Below are 19,232 nucleotides of genomic sequence, written 5' to 3' on the forward strand. Positions count from 1 at the left end.
TGTGTGCTCCTGCAGAGATGGCGTTACTTCAATTGGTAGGCGGGGTCCATCATCAGCGTGCGCAGGTACGCGGTACCAGCCAGCTTGACGGGGATGGGTGCGGTGGGCTCGATCGGCAGCACAGCGCGCTGGATCGAAATGCGCGGCCCAAGCTGCGGCGGGTCATCCCCATCCGCCCCAAACTGCGCCAGCCACTTGGCCGAGTTGAACGACACCATCGTCTGCGACTGGGCCAGCTTGAAGCGCCCCTCCTGGCCCATGCCCTTGAGCGCCTGCCCCAAGCCCTGCACGGCGCCGCCTTCCTTCAGGTCTGCACGCATGGCCGCCACCATCACGCCGGGCTTCTGCTGCTGGGCCTGCTGTGCCGGCGCCTTCATCTCGGTCGAACGGAACAACTGATCGAGAAACTGCTTGCGCCCCAGCAGCGTGGTCGAATTGATCCACGCATCGCCGCCCGGCCAGCCCTTCACGTTGGGCGGTGCCATCAGGTTCTGCCCAAGCTGGGCAGACTTGATCGCGAACGGCGTCGGGTCGGAGTACTGCACGTTGAATTCCTTGAGCGTGCCGACAATCATCTCCACCGGAGACTTCACCAGCGTCGCGCGCGTCTGCGGTGCCCAGAAGGCCGGCGTCATGAACAGCTCGCGCAGGGCAACCTTGATGTCGTAGCCGCTTGAGCGGAACGCATCGGCCACCCGCTGCACTTGCGCCGCGTCCGGGTCAGGTGAAACGAACTCGCGCCACAGCTTGGTCGCAATGAAGGTGGCCGTCTCGGGGCGGGACAGCAGGATGTCGAGCATCTGGTCGCCGTCGTAATCGCCGCCCTGGCCGAACACAGTCTTCACGCCAGTGTCGTGGATCTGCGGGCGCCAGAGGTAGGCAAAGTCGTGATCACGGTCGATGCTCCAGCCCGTGTAAGCACGCGCGGCTTCCTTGATGTCCTGCTCGGTGTAGTGGCCCTCGCCCAGCGTGAAGAGCTCCATCACCTCGCGGGCGAAGTTCTCGTTCGGCTTGCCCTTGCGGCTCTCGGCGCCATCCAGGTAGATCAGCATCGCCGGGTCTTTGCCGATGGCGTGCAGCATCGTGCCAAAGTTGCCGACCGCGTCCTGGCGCAGCAGCACGTTCTGCCGGTACATCAACTGCGCAAACGGCACCTTCTGCGTACTGGACACGAAGTGGTTGTGCCAGAACAGCGTCATGCGCTCGGTCAGCGGCGACGGCGTCTTGATCATCTCGCCCATCCACCAGGCACGCAGTTCCAGCTCGTGCGCAGCGTTCTTCTGGCGCGCGGCCTTGCGGGCGTCTTCGTCGGGCAGCTTGTTGTAGGGGATGATCGGTTCGTCGACCCACGTCGGCGGCGGCGTAGTGGCAACCTTGCCCGTCTGGGCGAGCACGCGGTCGATGGCCTCGCGGTGCGTCAATCCGGCGTACGTATCCAGTTCGCTCTCAGACGGCGAAAAACCGATACGGGTGAGGAAATAGCGCGCGTCTTCGCGGTCCAGGCGCTGCTCGTCTGCAGCGGGTGCCACGGGCCGCTTACTGTGGCGATGCGGCTTGTCCTGCGTCGCCGCCTGCGCGGGTGGAAGTGAAAGAACGCCAGCGGCTGCCAGCGCCAAGAAAATCGTGCCACGTACTCGCATGTCGGTCCCCCGAGTCGACCCTACTGCCCCTTTGCTGCTTTTGCCGGGGCAGCGACTACGCGCCGTTCCTCGGCCCTTACCTAGCCGCCACGGTGATAGATGTCCCGCGTGACGTCATAGATGTTCTGACGCAACTGCTTGCGTTCCTCGGGTGACAGCTTGCGCTGCGGGGGTGGCGACGACCGGCCGTCGTTCTCGGCTCGGCGGTTTTCCATGGCGGCGGCACGGCGACGGCGTTCATCCGCCTCGTTACCGCGCGCCCCACCTTGGTTCCCGCCCTTGTGCGGCGCGGCGGCCTCGAAAAAGTTGCCGCCGTTGAATCGACCGAACCCGTTTCCGCCGCCAAATCCACTGGGGGGCGCATTGTGCGGCCCACGTGCCTGTGCCGGCAGATACGCCAGGCAGAGGGCGGCAGCACACGCCGTCAGCGCCAAGCGCTGCCGGAAACTTGCTGATCGATCCGTCAAAAGAGAGAGAGAAGCCACGTCCATGTTGCTGGAAACCGATGCGCCATGCATCATTGCGCGACAATCGATATCAGGCAACCGCATTGCACGCCAGTCCCCTTTATGGGGGTCAACATTATTTGACCCCATCTAAGGAACCGCCAAGGCAGTGTAGCCGTGCCTCCTACAGACTGTTCGTGTGGCCCGGTAAATAATGTAACCGTCTGTTTCAATTGGGGTTCTGCCGCGCCACGAGCCTCTGTTTTTGTCGTTACCATTAGCGCCATGGAAAATTCTGGTCAAAAGATTCTCGTCGTCGACGACGATCCCCGCCTGCGCGATCTGCTGCGCCGCTACCTCGGGGAGCAGGGCTTCACCGTGCTGGTGGCGGAAAACGCCACCGCCATGAACAAACTCTGGCTGCGTGAGCGCTTCGACCTGCTCGTGCTCGACCTCATGATGCCGGGAGAAGATGGCCTGTCGATCTGCCGTCGCCTGCGCGGCGCGAACGATCAGACGCCCATCATCATGCTTACCGCCAAGGGCGAAGACGTGGATCGCATTGTCGGCCTCGAAATGGGCGCCGACGATTATCTGCCCAAGCCCTTCAACCCGCGCGAACTGATTGCACGCATTCACGCCGTACTGCGCCGCCGTGGGCCCGCCGAGATTCCGGGTGCGCCGTCGGAAACGCCCGAAACCTTCGCCTTTGGCGATTTCGTGCTGAACCTGGCCACGCGTACGCTCAAGAAGAACGACGAAGAGATCACGCTCACGACGGGCGAATTCTCCGTGCTCAAGGTGTTTGCGCGCCATCCGCGCCAACCCCTATCGCGCGAAAAGCTCATGGAAATGGCGCGCGGCCGTGAATACGAAGTCTTCGACCGCAGCCTGGACGTGCAGATCTCGCGCCTACGCAAGCTGATCGAGCCTGACGCCAGCAACCCGCGCTTCATCCAGACGGTCTGGGGCCTGGGCTACGTGTTCATTCCTGATGGTGCCAAGTAAGGGCGCCAAGTAACCCCTCTCTTCCGCAACCGACTTGCGCATTCCGCGTCCGGCCGCGCTGCGGCATCTGTTGATCAGTGTGTTTGGTTCGCTGTTCTGGCGAACCTTCATGCTGATCGCTCTGCTCATTGCGATCTCGCTGGGCGTCTGGTTCCAGAGCTTCCGCATTTTCGAGCGTGAACCACGCGCGCAGCAGATCGCCATGCAGGTGGTCAGCGTGGTCAAGCTCACGCGGGCGGCGCTGCTGTATTCCGACCCGGCGCGCCGGCGCTTCCTGCTGTTGGACCTCGTGCAAAACGAAGGCATCAAGGTCTACCCGCGTGAGAAGGAAGACGAGTACCGCGAGCCGCACACCAACCCCTATCTGACGCAACTCGTCCAGCAGGAAATCCGCAACCGGCTGGGCGCCGAAACGGTGATCGCCACGGCGGTCAACGATATTCCGGGCGTGTGGGTGAGCTTCCAGATCGAAGGCGATGACTACTGGGTTGCCATCAGCCCGGATCGTTTCGAGCACGTACCGGGGCTGCAATGGCTGTGGTGGTCGATGGCGGCATTGGTGCTGTCCGTGCTGGGCGCGGCATTCATCACCTCGCGCGTGAACCAGCCGCTCAAGCGTCTGGCCGACACGGCGCGTGCCATCAGCGCGGGCGACGACCCGAAAGCACTGCCGGAAGCCGGTGGCACCGAAGTGGCGCAAGCGAATCACAGCTTCAACCAGATGGTGCGCGACCTCAAACAGCTCGAGGCCGACCGCGCCGTCATGCTGGCCGGTATCTCGCACGACTTGCGCACGCCGCTCACACGCTTGCGGCTGGAAACTGAGATGAGCCCCGTCGACGAACAAACGCGCGAGCTGATGGTGGCCGACATCGAGCAGATGGACGCCATCATCGGTCAGTTCCTCGACTACGCGCGCCCTTCCAGTGAGATGCAGGAAGAGGTGGATCTGACCGAACTCGTGCGCGACACGGCACCGGTGTATTCGGCGCACGACGACATCGATCTCACGCTCAAGCTCGCACCGCAGGCCATCGCCCGCTGCAACCGGATGGAAACGCAGCGCATTCTCGACAACCTGATTGAGAACGCACGCCGGTACGGCAAGACGCCCGGCACCGGCCGCGCCGACATCACGGTTAGCACCGTGCTGCAGAACAACGAGGTGGTGTTGTGCGTGGCCGATCGCGGCGCCGGTGTGCCCGTCGATCAGCTTGGGCTGCTCACGCGACCGTTCTACCGGCTCGAATCTGCCCGCAGCGAGGCCAAGGGGGCCGGGCTCGGCATGTCGATCGTCAATCGCATCCTGCAGCGCAGCGGCGGTCGGCTGGTGCTGGAGAACCGCACACCACCGGAAACCGGGCTGGTCGTCAGCGCCTGCTACACGCGCTACTGATCCGCGCCGCTCAGGCACACCCCCTGCTTCTCACGGCTGTCATGCCCGGCGACTAGCGTGGTCGAATCAGCATGCCCTGCGTATCTGCTATGACGGCCGTTGAGATTATCAACTAGCCGGTTACGAGATCGTCAACCATACTCCAGCCGGCAGGCTGCGCTCTCCCGCCGCCGCGTTCTTCGTCTCTCCGTTCCCCTTCTCCCCGTTGCCGGGCCGGCGGCGAGAGTCTGCGTTTGCAAGCTCTGTTTCCCCACTGCACAACTTCAGGAGGCGCTCATGAAGACCATTGGTGACAAGCTCGAACCGTTCAAGGTCGTCGGCGTCAAGCCGGGGTTCAATCATCACGAGGAAGGCGGCCAGTCGGCGTTCGAAGACATCACCGAGACCTCGTTCCCCGGCAAGTGGAAGGTCATCTACTTCTATCCGAAAGACTTCACCTTCGTCTGCCCGACCGAGATCGTCGCCTTCGCCAAACTCAACGGCGATTTCGAAGACCGCGACACCGTGGTGCTGGGCGGCTCGACTGACAACGAGTTCGTCAAGCTCGCATGGCGCCGCGAGCACAAAGACCTCGACAAGCTCAACCAGTGGTCCTTTGCCGACACGACCGGCGCCCTGATTGATCAGCTCGGCGTACGCGAACATGAGGCCGGCGTTGCATTGCGTGCAACGTTTATCGTCGACCCGGACAACGTCATCCAGCACGTGTCGGTCAACAACCTAAACGTGGGCCGTAACCCGGATGAAGTCCTGCGCATTCTCGATGGCCTGCAGACCGACGAACTGTGCCCGTGCAACCGCGCGGTTGGCGGTGCCACGCTGTAATCGCCACGCAAGGCACGCCGAATCGAAGCCCGCCTTGCGCGGGCTTTCCTTTTTCCAGCCACCGCCGATAGGAGCAGCCGATGGAATTCCTGCAGACGATAAAAGGCTTGATACCCGACTACGCCAAGGACATCCGCCTGAATGTAGACGGCACGATCGCGCGGTCTTCACTCGAGGGCACGGATGCGGTGGGCGTGGCGCTCGCGGCAGCCTTTGCCGCGAAGAGCAAGGTGCTGACCGAAATCATCCGCAATGCCGGCGTGCTGTCGCCCGAGGAGACGACTGGCGTGCTCACCGCGGCGGCGCTCATGGGGATGAACAACACGTGGTATCCGTTTGTTGAGATGGCCGACGACGCCGACCTGAAAACACAGCGCGCCGAACTCCGCATGAACGCCTACAGCAGCCACGGCGGCATCGACAGACGGCGCTTTGAACTGTATGCCCTGGCAGCGTCCATCGTCGGCAAATGCCACTTCTGCGTGAGCTCCCACTACAAGCTGCTCAGGGAGCTGGGCATGAGCACGCAGCAATTGCGCGACGTTGGGCGCATCGCTTCGGTCATCAACGCGGCAGCCATCGTGATTGCGGCCGAATAGACCATCACGCTCCACAAACGAAAACGGCAGCGCCGGAGCAATCCGGGCTGCCGTTTTTCGTCAAGCGACACTTCAGTCTTGATCGGCGGCTTCCGCGCGATAGATCAGCACCACGGCCTGCGCGACGATGCCCTCTTCCTTGCCTTCGAAGCCGAGCTTCTCGTTGGTCTTGGCCTTGACGTTACAGCGCTCGGGCGCAATGCCGAGGTCTTCTGCCAGGTTGGCAACCATGCCCGGCACGTGCGGTGCGAGCTTCGGCTTCTGTGCGATGACGGTGGCGTCGACATTGCCCACGGCATAGCCAGCCTTGCGCACACGCTGCATGGCTTCACGCAGGAGCACGCGGCTGTCGGCACCCGCAAAGGCGGGATCGGTGTCAGGAAAGTGGCGGCCGATATCGCCCAGGCCAGCGGCACCGAACAGCGCGTCTGTAATGGCGTGCAGCAACGCATCGGCATCGGAATGGCCGAGCAGCCCGCGCGTGTGAGGAATGTCCACGCCGCCGAGAATCAGCTTGCGGCCTTCTACCAAGGCGTGTACGTCGTAGCCCTGGCCAATGCGGATATCCATCCAGTTCATGCTTGCGATGCCTTGTGAGGTTTGTCTTGTGCGTGCTGCGTGAGGATGGCCTCGGCCAGCGCGAAATCGTCGGGGTACGTCACCTTGAAGTTGCGCAGCGCGCCGGGCACCAGCAACGGCTTGTGGTCAGCCGCCTCAATGGCACTGGCCTCATCGGTAACGATGCGTTGTTGCGCCAGTGCCTCGCGCAACGCGCGCTCCAACAGGCCAAGTGGAAACATCTGCGGTGTTTGCGCTTGCCACAGGCCATCACGCTGTACCGTGGCACCGATGTGCTGCTCGGCGTCTGCACGCTTGAGCGTATCGGCCACTGGCAGCGCGAGGATGCCACCGACGGCCTGCGAGCCCTCACCCTCCACCGCGGCGACCAACCGCGCAATCAGCGCAGGTGTCAGACCTGGGCGGGCGGCATCGTGCACGAGCACCCAATCGTCGTCGTGCGCACCCAGCCCGCGCAACGCTGCCAGCCCATGCATGACCGACGCGTGGCGCGAATCACCGCCGCAATCCACTTCGACTAGCTTGGGTGCATCGAAACCGCCATCGGGAAAACGCTGCACGAGCGGTTGTGCGCCCGGCGTCGTCACGATCAACACAGAATCGATCTCGGGGCTTCCCAGAAAGGCTTGTGCGGTGTGCCACAACATCGGCCGTCTGGCGATCACCTGATATTGCTTGGGCAAATCGCCGCCGGCGCGCGAGCCGGTGCCGGCTGAGGGAATCAGCGCAAAACGGCGTCGGCCTGGGCGGGAAGGTTCGGACATGGAGTGCAAGAGATCAGCGTGGATGCGGCGTTTGCACGGTTTTTGAGCCGTCACCAGCATGTAATTCGCGCGGATTTTATAATAGCGGCCAGTGTTAGGGCCTGTCGTCACGAGAAACGTGCGCGCGTTGACCCGAGCCGGGGCCAGCTACGCGAAGGGCAACGCCGCAAAGGGTCATTCCCTTTGCAAGGTGCCCGACAAAGTAGATGGCCCCCGAATTTTGGAAAATGCAGGGTCAACCCGGAGGGCAAGGGTAATTTGGGCCGCACGGCGTCGTTGCGGCCGGCTTGCTTGGAGTGACCAAGCGGCGCCGCCCACGCCTAGCCCTGCGACCCAAATTAGCCTTGCGCGCGCACGTTTCTCGTGACGACAGGCCCTATGACACCCCGCCTGCAAACGCCGGCGGGGTGTCGTGCTTTGCCTTGCCGACCGGTCCTACAAGAACCCGACGTCTCCCATGTCCGATTTCTCGCTTTCTGCCCTGCCCGCCGTCAAACCGGGGGCGCGCTTCGTATTCAGCGGCCTGCAAGGCGCGGCAGATGCCCTGCTGCTCGCACGGTACCTGGAGCAGCATCGCGCTGCCGTACCCATGCTGGCGGTAGTTTGTGCCAACGCCGTTGACGCCCAGCGCCTGGCGGAAGAGCTGCGCTGGTTTGCCCCGCAAGCGCGCGTAAAGCTGCTGCCGGACTGGGAAACGCTGCCGTACGACAACTTCTCGCCGCACCAGGACTTGATCTCCGAACGGTTGGCCACGCTGCATGACCTGCAGAACGGCGCGTGCGACATCCTGCTTGTGCCGGCATCGACGGCATTGCAGCGCATCGCGCCGCCGTCGTTCCTGGCGGCCTACACGTTCTTCTTCAAGAAGGGCGAAAAGCTCGACGAGGCTGCGCTCAAAGCGCAGTTCACGCTGGCCGGCTACGAGCACGTCAGCGCCGTCATGCGCCCCGGCGAATACTCTGTGCGCGGCGGCCTGATCGACCTGTTCCCGATGGGCTCGCCGCTGCCGTATCGGCTCGACCTATTCGGCGACGAGATCGAGACCATCCGCTCGTTCGACCCCGACACGCAGCGCAGTCTCTACCCCGTAAACGAAGTGCGCCTGCTACCGGGCCGCGAGTTCCCGATGGACGAGGCCTCGCGCACCGCCTTCCGCGGACGCTGGCGCGAGGTGTTCGAAGGCGACCCGACGCGCTCGCCCATCTACAAAGACATCGGCAACGGCGTGCCCTCGGCCGGTATCGAGTACTACCTGCCGCTGTTCTTTGAAGAGACCGCCACGCTGTTCGACTATCTGCCGAGCGCCACGCATCTGGCCTTCATTGGCGACATCGAAGCCGCCGTGCGCCGCTTCTGGGCCGACACCACCCAGCGCTATAACTTCATGCGCCACGACCGCGAACGGCCGTTGCTGGAGCCCGGCGCGTTGTATCTGGATGAGGAAGCGTTCTTCGTGGCGGCCAAGCCGCATGCACGTCTGGTGTTGCGCGCCGAGCCTGGCGATGCACCGCTCTCGCTGCCGCTGCCCAATGTCGCCGTCAACCGCCGCGCAGAAGACCCGCTGGTCAACCTCGAAGCGTTCCTGATGCGCAGCAACTGCCGCGTGATGATCTGCGCAGAATCCGCCGGCCGCCGCGAAACGCTCGCGCAGATGTTCGCCGCCAGCGGTTTGCATCCGGAAGGCGTGGCCGACTATGCCGACCTGATAAGCGGCGACGCCAAATTCGTGTTGGGCGTGGCACCGCTGTACCAAGGTTTTATCCTCGGAGATGAGCGCATCGCCATCATCACCGAGACCGAGCTGTACGCGCAGACCACGCGCCGCGCCGGCCGCCGCAAGCAGGAACAGGCCACCGCCGTCGATGCCATGGTGCGCGACCTGGCCGAACTGAAGATCGGTGACCCAGTGGTGCACAGCGAACATGGCATCGGCCGCTACCAAGGGCTCATCTCCATCGACATGGGCAACGGCGAGGAGGAGTTCCTCCACCTCGACTACGACAAGGGCAACAAGCTCTACGTGCCGGTGCACCAGTTGCATGTGATCTCGCGCTACTCCGGCGCCGATCCGGAAACCGCGCCGCTGCATTCGCTCGGCTCCGGCCAGTGGGAGAAGGCCAAGCGCAAGGCTGCGCAGCAGATTCGCGACACGGCGGCAGAGCTGCTGAACCTGTACGCGCGCCGCGCGTTGCGCCAGGGCTTTGCCTTCCCGCTCACGCCCGAGGACTACGTCAAATTTGCCGAGAGCTTCGGCTTTGAAGAAACGCCCGACCAGGCCGCTGCCATCGCCGCCGTCATCGCCGACATGACCTCGGGCAAGCCGATGGACCGCCTCGTCTGCGGCGACGTCGGTTTCGGCAAAACAGAAGTCGCCCTGCGCGCCGCGTTCGTGGCGGTGATGGGCGGCAAGCAGGTCGCCATCCTCGCGCCGACCACGCTGCTGGCCGAGCAGCACTACCAGACACTGGTCGACCGCTTTGCCGACTGGCCCGTGCGCATTGCCGAGATTTCGCGCTTCAAGAACAAAAAGGAAATCGACGGTGCCATCGAGGCCATCAACGCCGGCACCATCGACATCGTGATCGGCACGCACAAGCTGCTTTCGCCGGACGTCAAGTTCGATCGACTCGGCCTCGTCATCATCGACGAAGAACACCGCTTTGGCGTGCGCCAGAAGGAAGCGCTCAAGACGTTGCGCGCCGAGGTGGACGTGCTCACGCTCACGGCGACGCCGATCCCGCGCACGCTGGGCATGGCGCTGGAAGGCCTGCGCGATTTCTCGGTGATTGCCACCGCGCCGCAAAAGCGCCTGGCCATCAAGACCTTCCTGCGCCGCGAAGAAGACGGCGTGCTGCGCGAGGCCATCCTGCGTGAGCTGAAACGCGGCGGGCAGGTCTACTTCCTGCACAACGAAGTCGAGACCATCGAGAACAAGCGTGCCAAGCTGGAAGAGCTGATTCCGGAAGCGCGCGTGGTGGTCGCCCATGGCCAGATGCACGAGCGCGAACTCGAGCGCGTGATGCGCGATTTCGTGGCCCAGCGTGCCAACATCCTGCTGTGCACGACCATCATCGAAACCGGCATCGACGTGCCAACCGCCAACACGATCCTGATCCACCGCGCCGACAAGTTCGGCCTGGCGCAGCTGCACCAGTTGCGCGGCCGCGTCGGACGCTCGCACCACCAGGCGTATGCGTATCTGCTGGCACATGACCTGGACGGCCTGACCAAGCAGGCGCAGCGCCGGTTGGAAGCCATTCAGCAGATGGAAGAACTGGGTTCAGGCTTCTACCTGGCGATGCACGATCTGGAAATTCGCGGCGCTGGCGAGGTACTGGGCGACAAGCAGTCGGGCGAGATTTCCGAGATCGGCTTCCAGCTCTATACCGACATGCTCAACCAGGCGGTGAAGTCGCTCAAGGCAGGCAAGGAGCCCGACCTGATGGCGCCGCTGGCCGCCACCACCGAGATCAACCTCGGCACACCTGCCCTGCTGCCGCAGGACTATTGCGGCGACGTGCAGGAACGCCTGTCGCTCTACAAGCGCCTGGCCAACTGCGAGAGCGGCGAGACCATCGACAACATCCAGGAAGAGCTGATCGACCGCTTCGGCAAGCTGCCACCACAGGCACAGTCGCTCATCGAAACGCACCGCTTGCGCATAGCTGCCGTGCCGCTGGGCATCCGCAAGATCGACAAGGGCGCGGAGGCGGTCACGCTGCACTTCATACCCAACCCGCCGGTGGATGCGATCAAGATCATCGACCTCGTGCAGAAGAACCGGCAGATCAAGCTTGCCGGCCAAGACCGCCTGCGCATCGAGAACATCCCCGCTGAGACCGCCGCGCTGGCGCAGACGATTCGCCATGCCATGCGGCAATTGAGCTGATGCGCTAGCATCGCCGAATCAAAAGATAAGGACACACCATGAGCACCGCTCTCTCTACGCTCGACTGGGCCCGCAAGCTGGTCAGTTTTGACACTACCAGCCGCGGCTCCAACCTCGCCCTGATCGAAACCGTGCGCGACTACCTGCGCGGCGTCGGCCTTGAATCGCACCTCTCGCATAACGACGAGGGCAACAAGGCCAACCTGTTCGCCACCATTCCGGCGGCGGACGGCAGCGTACAAGGCGGCATCGCGCTGTCAGGCCATACCGATGTGGTGCCGGTCGACGGCCAGAAATGGGACAGCGATCCGTTTAACTCGGAAGTGCGCGACGGCAAGCTGTACGGGCGCGGCACGTGTGACATGAAGGGCTTCATCGCGTCATCGCTCGCGCTGGTGCCGTCGCTGCTGCAGGCCAAGCTGCGCGAGCCGGTGCACCTGGCGCTGTCGTACGACGAAGAAGTCGGCTGCGTTGGCGCGCCGCGCATGATCGAAGACCTGATCGCGCGCGGCATCAAGCCTGCCGGCTGCATCGTCGGCGAGCCCACCTCCATGCGCCCCATCGTTGCGCACAAGGGCATCAATGCTTACCGCTGCCGCGTGCATGGCCGCGCCGCGCATTCGTCGCTCACGCCACAGGGGGTGAACGCCATTGAGTACGCCGCGCGCATCATCTGCTTCGTGCGCGATCTGGCCGATGAATTCCGCGCTCAGGGTCCGTTTGATGAGGCGTTTGACGTGCCGTTCACCACGTCGTCCACAGGGCTGATCAACGGTGGAATCGCGCTCAACACGATCCCCGCACTGTGCGAATTCGTGTTCGAGTTCCGCAACCTGCCGGGCGTGGATGCACCCGCCATCCGCGCGCGCGTGGAGCGCTACGTGCGCGAAACCATCGAGCCCGCCATGCAGCGCGAGCACCCGGACGCCCGCATCGAACTGGCCGAGATTGCCGCTGCACCGTCGCTGGATGCCTCCGAGCAGGCCGCCATCACGCAGCTCGTGCGCGTGCTGACCGAAGACAACGACAAGCGCAAGGTTGCCTACGGCACCGAGGCCGGCTTGTTCCAGCGCGCCGGCATTCCGGCCGTGCTGTGCGGCCCCGGCAACATTGAGCAGGCGCACAAGGCCAACGAATACGTGGAGCTGGCCCAGCTCGACGCCTGCGATCGCTTCCTCGCCAAGGTCGCCCACAGCCTGACGGCGGAGACGGCCTCCGCCTGAAATTTGTGCTGCGCACGCCTCACCTTTTGGTGGGGCGCATTCCTACCGGGGGCTTCGCTACAATAGCGCGCTTCCCCGGCGCATCCTTCCTCCCGTCCTCCCATGCCTGTCGTCCTGCAAAGCCTGTCGCCGCTGTCTACCGGCGATATCGAGTCCGTCCGCAGCCTGTTCGGCACCGCCGCCTTTGAAATGCGCGCGCCCAACGTTGCCGCCATCGAATGGGTGCACGAGTTGCCCAGCGAATTACGCGTCCAGCTCGACGCCATCTGCGCCAACCTGAAGCTGGACTACGCGTGGATTCCCGACGAATGGACGTTCGGTGATTTCCGCGTGCTGGCGATGGACATGGACTCCACGCTCATCACCATCGAGTGCATCGACGAGATTGCCGACTTCTGCGGGCTCAAGCCGCAGGTGGCCGCCATCACCGAAGCGTCGATGCGCGGTGAGATCAAGGATTTCAACGAGAGCCTGACGCGCCGTGTCGAGCTGCTCAAGGACCTGGATGCGAGCGTGCTGGAACGCGTCTACAACGAGCGTCTGCAACTCTCCCTGGGCGCAGAAAAGATGCTCAAGGCCGTGCAGGCCATGGGCATCCGCACGCTGCTGGTGTCGGGTGGTTTCGAGTTCTTCACCTCGCGCCTGCAAGAGCGCCTGGGGCTCGACCGCACGCGCGCCAATACGCTGGAGATCGTGGACGGCAAACTGACCGGCCGCGTGCTCGGCGAGATCGTCAATGCCGACGTGAAGGCGCAGACGCTCAAGGCGTTCTGCGAGGACATGGGCGTGACGCCGCATAACGCCATCGCCATGGGCGACGGCTCGAACGACTTGAAGATGATGGGTGTCGCCGGTTTATCGGTGGCGTTCCGTGCCAAGCCTATCGTGCAGGCGCAGGCCGACGTGGCGTTCAACGTTGTCGGCTTGGATGGGTTGCTGAATCTCTTCCCGCAGCAGTAAGGCACCAACCACCGGTTGAAGAAATCAAAACGGGGCGCAACCTGTGCGCCCCGCTCATCGCCCTGAAGGCTGCCCCGACCAGATCAAGCCCGCAGGTGCGTCTCCATCGCCTGCTTCAGATCGGCGATCAAATCGCGCGGGTCTTCCAGGCCGATATACAGGCGCACGAAACCACCCGCGTTCTCCCAATCGGCCGGCGGCCAGGCCGTAGCCGTGCGCATCGACGGGATGTTGTACGGCAGTGCCAGGCTGTTCGCCCCGCCCCACGAAAAGCCGATCGCAAAGTAACGCAGCGCCTCGATAAAAGCATCGATCTGCGCCTGCGAGTAACGCTCGTGCAGCACGATAGAAAACAGGCCGCTGGCACCGGTAAAGTCGCGCCTCCAGTTCTCATGGCCCGGGCAATCAGGCAGCGCCGGGTGCAGCACGCGCACGACCTCGGGCCGCTCGGCCAGCCATTCGGCCACTTCACGCGCATGGGCATCGTGCGCAGCCAAGCGCGTCGGCAAGCTCGGCAGGCCGCGCAGTACGAAATAGCAGTCGTCCGCCGAGACCCCCCAGCCCATGCGCATCCGCGTGGCCAGCAGCTTGTGGTGCAGCGCCTCGTCGTTGGTGATGGCAGCGCCCATGAGCACGTCGCTGCCGCCAGACTGGTACTTGGTCAGCGCCTGCACGGAGATGTCGATGCCGTGCGCAAACGGCTGGTAGTACACGCCGCCGCTCCAGGTGTTGTCGATCGCCGTGATGGCACCTGCCGCACGAGCCACCTCGGCAATGGCTGTGCAGTCGGGGACTTCCATCGTCACCGAACCCGGTGCTTCCAGCCACACCAGCTTGGTGTTGTGACGGATCAGGTCAGCAATACCGGCGCCGATCATCGGGTCGTAGTAGCGCACGGTGATGCCGAACTGGCGTGCCATCCATTCGCCATGGTCGCGGTTCGGACCGTAGGCATTGTCTGGGATCAGCACGTCGTCGCCAGACTTGATGAGCGCGAAGTACACCAGCGAAATCGCCGCCAGGCCCGAGGGCAGCAGCAGCGCATGCGAACCGCCTTCGATCTGCGCCAGCGCCTGGCAAAGCGCGTCGGAGGTCGGCGTGGCATGCAGGCCGTAACGCCAGTGCACCACACTGCCGCTACCGAAAGCACGCATATCGGCGAGGTTCTTGAACACCACGGTCGAGGCGCGATGCGTAGCGTGCGAGAACGCGGCAAAACCCGGCGGGACATTCAGGTCCGGATGCACAGCCAGGGTTGCGGGAAACTTGGGCGGGAGCTTGGTATCGTCGTTCACGAAAGATTCCTGGTGAGTGGCGTACGTGCAGCCGATCTGGCAGATTGGTGCTGCGGGCAACTGACCCGGCAGCTTACCAGTGCGCGCTGGATCGCGCGGGATTGACTGGCGGCAGCACCGGTGCCGGGGCGATCTGCCCAGGTGCGGCGGGCACCAGTGGCCTGGCTGGCGTCACTGCATTACTGTTGGCGGAGGCATCGTACGGAGGGATCACCACCACGGCGACCGGCCGCAACACAAACGGCAGCGTACTGCCGCCGTGTGCGACATCCGTCCAGGTGCCATGCACGATGCCGTGCGTGTCGATGGCGCCTTCCCATGTGCCGGTGACGTTCGTACCGTCGTCGGACTCTTCCATCAGGAAGCCGCCGTTTTCATATTCGCCAGTCACGAGGCGCACGCCCGGCCCTTTGCCCGCTGTGTACTCGCCGTGGACGCTGTCGATCTCACCGGGCTTGCGGCCGAGGCGCATGTGGATCGGCACATCACCGATGACACCGGTATAGACGGGATATTTCGCGTAGTCGGGCTGGGGCTGCAGCACCTGAGGTTGGGCCGTCTGGGCGGAGAACCCATTACCGGCCTTGGCAGCACGTCGCTTGTCGCCATCCGCGATGGCACGGTTCAGACCGAGGTCGCCCGGCTGCACGTTGGCGCCGCCGGTCGACACGTCATAGCCGTTGTTGGCAGCCGGCGTCTGGGCAGACGCCGTTGTCACACCTACGGCGCCCAGGGCCAGCACCAGCGCGAGCAACGCGCCGGCCGGCCCAGTCGGGCGCGCAATCAGAAGAAAGCGTTCAGATGCGTTCGAACACCGCCGCAATGCCTTGTCCTCCACCAATACACATGGTCACCAGTGCGTAGCGACCACCAATGCGCTGCAGCTCGTGCAGCGCCTTCACCGTAATCAGGGCGCCCGTTGCGCCGATCGGATGGCCGAGCGAGATGCCCGAGCCGTTCGGGTTGACCTTGGCTGGGTCCAAGCCCAGTTCCTTCGTCACGGCGCAAGCCTGCGCGGCAAACGCCTCGTTGGCTTCGATCACGTCCAGATCCTTGACCGACAGGCCGGCACGCTCCAGCGCGCGGCGCGTCGCCGGCACCGGGCCGATCCCCATGATCTTCGGATCAACGCCAGCATGGCCGTACGACACCAGGCGCGCCAGCGGCTTCAGACCACGCGCCTCGGCCACCGAACGCTCCATCAGCACCAGTGCCGCGCCGGCATCGTTCAGGCCCGAGGCATTGCCCGCCGTAACCGTGCCGTTTTCCTTGGCGAAAACCGGCTTGAGCTTGGTCATGTCGTCGATGGTCGCGTCGTGGCGGACGTGCTCATCGGTATCGAACTGGATGTCGCCCTTGCGTGACTTGATCGTCACCGGAACGATCTGGTCCTTGAAGTAGCCGGCCTGGATGGCGCGCGAGGCACGCTGGTGCGATTCCAGCGCGGTCTGATCTTGCTGCTCGCGGCTGATGCCGAATTCGCGGGCGACGTTTTCCGCCGTCACCCCCATGTGGATGGTGTGGAACGGGTCGTGCAGCGCGCCGAGCATCATGTCGACCATCTTGGCATCGCCCATGCGCGAGCCCCAGCGGGCCGCGGGTGCCAGGTACGGCGCGCGGCTCATGCTCTCGGCACCACCGGCGATAGCGATATCGGCGTCACCCAGCAGAACGGTCTGCGCAGCGTTCACCACTGCCTGCAGACCGGAGCCGCACAGGCGGTTGACGTTGAATGCGGGCGTTTCAGCCGACACGCCGCCGTTCACAGCCGCCACGCGAGAGAGGTACATGTCGCGGGGCTCGGTGTTGATGACGTGGCCGAACACCACGTGGCCGACCTCTTCGCCCTTCACACCGGCACGGGCCAGTGCCTCGCGCACGACCAATGCACCCAGTTCGCACGGCGCCACATCCTTCAGGCTGCCGCCAAACGTCCCGATTGCGGTACGAACGCCGCTGACCACCACCACTTCACGTGCCATTGCTGTCTCCATGCAATTGAAAAATGAATGGCGGTCAGTATAAACGCACGACCGTTCGCAAAATTTTAGGTAAAACTACGTAAGCTCACCTGGCCGGCCTCAAACTTCGCCCCACAGGTCGTGGCCGTCGGCGCCGGTGATCTTGACCGACACGAAATCGCCAGCCTTGTAGCGCTTGTAAGGCTTGGACGGCGGCGCGATGTAGACCAGACCGTCAATCTCCGGCGCATCTGCCGACGAGCGGCCGATACCACCTTCCTGATTCACCTCGTCCACCAGCACGCGCAGCGATTTGCCGACTTTGCGCTGCAGACGGCGGGCCGACACACGCTCCGCCACTTCCATGAAGCGCGCGCGGCGCTCTTCACGCACCTCATCGGGCAGCGCGCCCGGCAGGTCGTTGGCGGTCGCACCTTCCACCGGCGAGTAGGCGAAGCAGCCCACGCGGTCCAGTTCGGCTTCGGCGATGAAGTCGAGCAGCGTTTGAAACTCTTCTTCCGTCTCCCCCGGGAAACCGGCAATGAACGTGCTGCGGATGGTCAGCTCCGGGCACACCTCGCGCCAGGCACGGATGCGATCGAGCGTTTTCTCTGCATTGGCCGGGCGCTTCATGCGCTTGAGCACGTCCGGGTGGGCGTGCTGCAGCGGCACGTCAAGGTACGGCAGCACCTTGCCTTCGGCCATCAGCGGCATCACTTCGTCCACGCTCGGGTATGGGTACACATAGTGCAGGCGCACCCAGGCGCCGTATTGCGAAGCCAGTTCGCCCAGCGCAGCTACCAGCTCGGTCATGCGCGTCTTGAGCGGTCGGCCATTCCAGAAGCCCGTGCGGAACTTGACGTCAACACCGTAGGCGCTGGTGTCCTGCGAGATGACCAGCAGTTCCTTCACGCCGGCCTTCAACAGGTTTTCTGCCTCCAGCATCACTTCCGCCACCGGGCGCGAGACCAGGTCGCCGCGCATCGACGGGATGATGCAGAAGCTGCAGCGGTGGTTGCAGCCCTCGGAAATCTTCAGATATGCGTAATGCTTGGGCGTGAGCTTGATGCCTTGCGGCGGCACGAGGTCGATGAACGGATCGTGCGGCTTGGGCAAGTGCGTGTGCACCGCTTCCATCACTTCGCCCAGCGCATGCGGGCCGGTCACGGCCAGCACCTTCGGGTGCACGCTGGTGATGATGTCCTGGCCCGCAGCGTCCTTCTTGGCGCCCAGGCAGCCCGTGACGATCACCTTGCCATTCTCGGCCAGCGCTTCGCCAATGGCATCCAGGCTTTCCTGCACTGCCTCGTCGATGAAACCGCAGGTGTTGACGACCACCAGGTCCGCCCCGCCGTACGTGCCGGAAATCTCGTACCCCTCCGCGCGGAGCTGGGTAATGATTTGCTCGGAATCGACCAAAGCCTTTGGACAACCAAGCGAAACGAAGCCAACTTTCGGGCTCTGGGTACTAACGTCGGACATGGGGACAACCTGATGTGGGGAGTATTTGTGCCGCGCGTTTGACACGTACTTGGTATGTACATGAGCGCCGCGCGGATACGCATTTTACCCTGCCGGAGCCGTCTGCCGGCCACCCTGATGCAGCGCGTGCTCAATCACGCGTTGGATTTCCATCGGGTCCTGCAGGCGCCGGATGGCATCGTGCAACTCGGCCGCCTGCGGCCACGTCCGTTTCAGGTAGCCGAGCCATAGCTTGACCCGGCCATGCTCGTGCTTCGACAAGATGCGCGCGTGCAGCTTCTTCAGATAGTCGGCAAGAAAACCCAGCACAATCGGCCATTCTGCGGCGGAGGGGTCCGGCTCCATCCGCCCGCGAATACGCTGAGCCAGGAACGGATCGGACACGGCACCGCGGCCAATCATCACGTCATCGCAACCGCTGACGGCGCGGCAGCGCTCCCAATCGCCCACGGTCCAGACTTCGCCATTCGCAATGACGGGCACGGGCACGGCATCCGCGATACGCGCAATCCACTCCCAATGGGCTGGCGGGCGATAGCCATGATCGCGCGTGCGGGCATGCACAACCAGCGACGCCGCACCACCTTCTGCCAAGGCGGTCGCACACTCGATCGCGCGCGACGTATCGGAAACACCCAGGCGCATCTTGGCCGTCACCGCAATGTTCTGCGGGACAGCGGCCCGCACCGCCGCCACGATCGTGTGCAGCACTTCCGGCGTATCAAGCAGCATGGCACCGCCGCCGTGCCGATTCACCACTTTGGCCGGACAGCCGAAGTTCAGGTCGATCCCGTGCGGTGACAAAGTCGCGGCGTACGCGGCGTTCCGGGCAAGCCATTCCGGGTCGCTGCCCAGAAACTGAACGACCATCGGCGTGCCGCTGGCGGTGTAGCCGCCGTTGGCGATTTCGGGCGTCTCGCGCTCGTAGGTGCGCAGGGGCAGCAAGGAGCCTGTCACCCTGACAAACTCGGAGACACATCCATCGAAGCCACCGGCGCGGGTCAGCGTGTCACGCATGACGAAATCCGCGACGCCCTCCATCGGGGCAAGCAACAAGCGGCTCATGCGAAAGCGGCCAACCGGTCAATGTGCCGGAAGCTGGGGTTGAACATGGGAATAACCGAAGCGGGAATCGAGATTTTGAGGTGATGCGCAAAGCGCACGC

The 19,232-nt window shown here is 63.9% G+C and carries 16 protein-coding genes; 7 read left to right on the top strand and 9 right to left on the bottom strand.

The window, feature by feature from the left end:
- Positions 1–23 precede the first annotated feature (23 nt).
- Together C404_RS41065 and C404_RS0129860 are read right to left on the bottom strand one after the other, a co-directional pair.
- Positions 24–1,640, bottom strand: a complete 1,617-nt coding sequence (locus C404_RS41065) for a DUF1800 domain-containing protein (RefSeq protein WP_021194601.1) — start codon at positions 1,638–1,640, stop codon at positions 24–26.
- An 80-nt stretch (positions 1,641–1,720) separates the two neighbouring features.
- Positions 1,721–2,185 (bottom strand): hypothetical protein, encoded by a 465-nt coding sequence (locus tag C404_RS0129860; RefSeq protein WP_235180646.1) that lies wholly within the window; start codon positions 2,183–2,185, stop codon positions 1,721–1,723.
- A 186-nt stretch (positions 2,186–2,371) separates the two neighbouring features.
- Here C404_RS0129860 and ompR point away from each other — a divergent pair, with 186 nt between their 5' ends.
- From ompR to C404_RS41085, 4 genes are all read left to right on the top strand, one after another.
- Complete coding sequence (gene ompR, locus C404_RS41070; protein ID WP_004627064.1) at positions 2,372–3,094, top strand: osmolarity response regulator transcription factor OmpR; 723 nt, start codon at positions 2,372–2,374, stop codon at positions 3,092–3,094.
- A 34-nt stretch (positions 3,095–3,128) separates the two neighbouring features.
- Positions 3,129–4,490 (top strand): ATP-binding protein, encoded by a 1,362-nt coding sequence (locus C404_RS41075; RefSeq protein WP_021194603.1) that lies wholly within the window; start codon positions 3,129–3,131, stop codon positions 4,488–4,490.
- A gap of 276 nt (positions 4,491–4,766) precedes the next feature.
- Positions 4,767–5,315 (top strand): peroxiredoxin, encoded by a 549-nt coding sequence (locus C404_RS41080; RefSeq protein WP_021194604.1) that lies wholly within the window; start codon positions 4,767–4,769, stop codon positions 5,313–5,315.
- Positions 5,316–5,395: 80 nt separating this feature from the next.
- Positions 5,396–5,914 carry a carboxymuconolactone decarboxylase family protein gene (locus C404_RS41085; protein ID WP_021194605.1) on the top strand — a complete coding sequence of 173 codons (519 nt, stop codon included), beginning with the start codon at positions 5,396–5,398 and terminating at the stop codon, positions 5,912–5,914.
- Positions 5,915–5,986: 72 nt separating this feature from the next.
- On the opposite strand, the gene ispF is transcribed toward C404_RS41085, so the two are convergent.
- Together ispF and ispD are read right to left on the bottom strand one after the other, a co-directional pair.
- Positions 5,987–6,493, bottom strand: a complete 507-nt coding sequence (gene ispF, locus C404_RS41090; RefSeq protein ID WP_021194606.1) for a 2-C-methyl-D-erythritol 2,4-cyclodiphosphate synthase — start codon at positions 6,491–6,493, stop codon at positions 5,987–5,989.
- Complete coding sequence (gene ispD / locus C404_RS41095) at positions 6,490–7,257, bottom strand: 2-C-methyl-D-erythritol 4-phosphate cytidylyltransferase (protein ID WP_021194607.1); 768 nt, start codon at positions 7,255–7,257, stop codon at positions 6,490–6,492. Before ispD ends, ispF begins: the two co-directional genes overlap by 4 nt.
- A gap of 457 nt (positions 7,258–7,714) precedes the next feature.
- On the opposite strand from ispD, the gene mfd reads away from it, so the two are divergent.
- The 3 genes from mfd (at position 7,715) to serB (ending at position 13,329) form a co-directional block, all read left to right on the top strand.
- Entirely contained in the window at positions 7,715–11,146 is a 3,432-nt protein-coding gene (gene mfd / locus C404_RS41100; RefSeq protein WP_021194608.1) for a transcription-repair coupling factor, read from the top strand.
- A gap of 38 nt (positions 11,147–11,184) precedes the next feature.
- Positions 11,185–12,369, top strand: a complete 1,185-nt coding sequence (argE, locus tag C404_RS41105) for an acetylornithine deacetylase (protein ID WP_021194609.1) — start codon at positions 11,185–11,187, stop codon at positions 12,367–12,369.
- A gap of 102 nt (positions 12,370–12,471) precedes the next feature.
- Positions 12,472–13,329: a phosphoserine phosphatase SerB gene (gene serB, locus C404_RS41110; RefSeq protein ID WP_021194610.1), complete on the top strand. Its 858-nt coding sequence runs from the start codon at positions 12,472–12,474 to the stop codon at positions 13,327–13,329.
- Positions 13,330–13,412: 83 nt separating this feature from the next.
- On the opposite strand, the gene C404_RS41115 is transcribed toward serB, so the two are convergent.
- The 5 genes from C404_RS41115 to C404_RS41135 form a co-directional block, all read right to left on the bottom strand.
- Positions 13,413–14,624: a cystathionine beta-lyase gene (locus C404_RS41115; RefSeq protein WP_021194611.1), complete on the bottom strand. Its 1,212-nt coding sequence runs from the start codon at positions 14,622–14,624 to the stop codon at positions 13,413–13,415.
- A gap of 73 nt (positions 14,625–14,697) precedes the next feature.
- Positions 14,698–15,447, bottom strand: a complete 750-nt coding sequence (locus tag C404_RS41120; protein ID WP_031329279.1) for a hypothetical protein — start codon at positions 15,445–15,447, stop codon at positions 14,698–14,700.
- Positions 15,422–16,606: a beta-ketothiolase BktB gene (bktB, locus tag C404_RS41125; protein ID WP_021194613.1), complete on the bottom strand. Its 1,185-nt coding sequence runs from the start codon at positions 16,604–16,606 to the stop codon at positions 15,422–15,424. The genes C404_RS41120 and bktB overlap by 26 nt, the downstream gene beginning before the upstream one ends.
- 99 nt (positions 16,607–16,705) lie before the next feature.
- Complete coding sequence (gene rimO, locus C404_RS41130; protein ID WP_031329281.1) at positions 16,706–18,067, bottom strand: 30S ribosomal protein S12 methylthiotransferase RimO; 1,362 nt, start codon at positions 18,065–18,067, stop codon at positions 16,706–16,708.
- An 84-nt stretch (positions 18,068–18,151) separates the two neighbouring features.
- Entirely contained in the window at positions 18,152–19,132 is a 981-nt protein-coding gene (locus C404_RS41135) for a tRNA dihydrouridine synthase (protein ID WP_031329282.1), read from the bottom strand.
- Positions 19,133–19,232 lie beyond the last annotated feature (100 nt).

The sequence above is a fragment of the Ralstonia sp. AU12-08 genome (genome assembly GCF_000442475.1).
Taxonomy (GTDB): Bacteria; Pseudomonadota; Gammaproteobacteria; order Burkholderiales; family Burkholderiaceae; genus Ralstonia; species Ralstonia insidiosa.

Coding starts and splice junctions, on each gene's coding strand:
- serB (WP_021194610.1), top strand. CDS start 12,472: ATGCCTGTCGTCCTGCAAAGCCTGTCGCCGCTGTCTACCGGCGATATC.
- C404_RS41080 (WP_021194604.1), top strand. CDS start 4,767: ATGAAGACCATTGGTGACAAGCTCGAACCGTTCAAGGTCGTCGGCGTC.
- argE (WP_021194609.1), top strand. CDS start 11,185: ATGAGCACCGCTCTCTCTACGCTCGACTGGGCCCGCAAGCTGGTCAGT.
- mfd (WP_021194608.1), top strand. CDS start 7,715: ATGTCCGATTTCTCGCTTTCTGCCCTGCCCGCCGTCAAACCGGGGGCG.
- ispD (WP_021194607.1), bottom strand. CDS start 7,257: ATGTCCGAACCTTCCCGCCCAGGCCGACGCCGTTTTGCGCTGATTCCC.
- rimO (WP_031329281.1), bottom strand. CDS start 18,067: ATGTCCGACGTTAGTACCCAGAGCCCGAAAGTTGGCTTCGTTTCGCTT.
- C404_RS41085 (WP_021194605.1), top strand. CDS start 5,396: ATGGAATTCCTGCAGACGATAAAAGGCTTGATACCCGACTACGCCAAG.
- ompR (WP_004627064.1), top strand. CDS start 2,372: ATGGAAAATTCTGGTCAAAAGATTCTCGTCGTCGACGACGATCCCCGC.
- ispF (WP_021194606.1), bottom strand. CDS start 6,493: ATGAACTGGATGGATATCCGCATTGGCCAGGGCTACGACGTACACGCC.
- bktB (WP_021194613.1), bottom strand. CDS start 16,606: ATGGCACGTGAAGTGGTGGTGGTCAGCGGCGTTCGTACCGCAATCGGG.
- C404_RS41065 (WP_021194601.1), bottom strand. CDS start 1,640: ATGCGAGTACGTGGCACGATTTTCTTGGCGCTGGCAGCCGCTGGCGTT.
- C404_RS41135 (WP_031329282.1), bottom strand. CDS start 19,132: ATGAGCCGCTTGTTGCTTGCCCCGATGGAGGGCGTCGCGGATTTCGTC.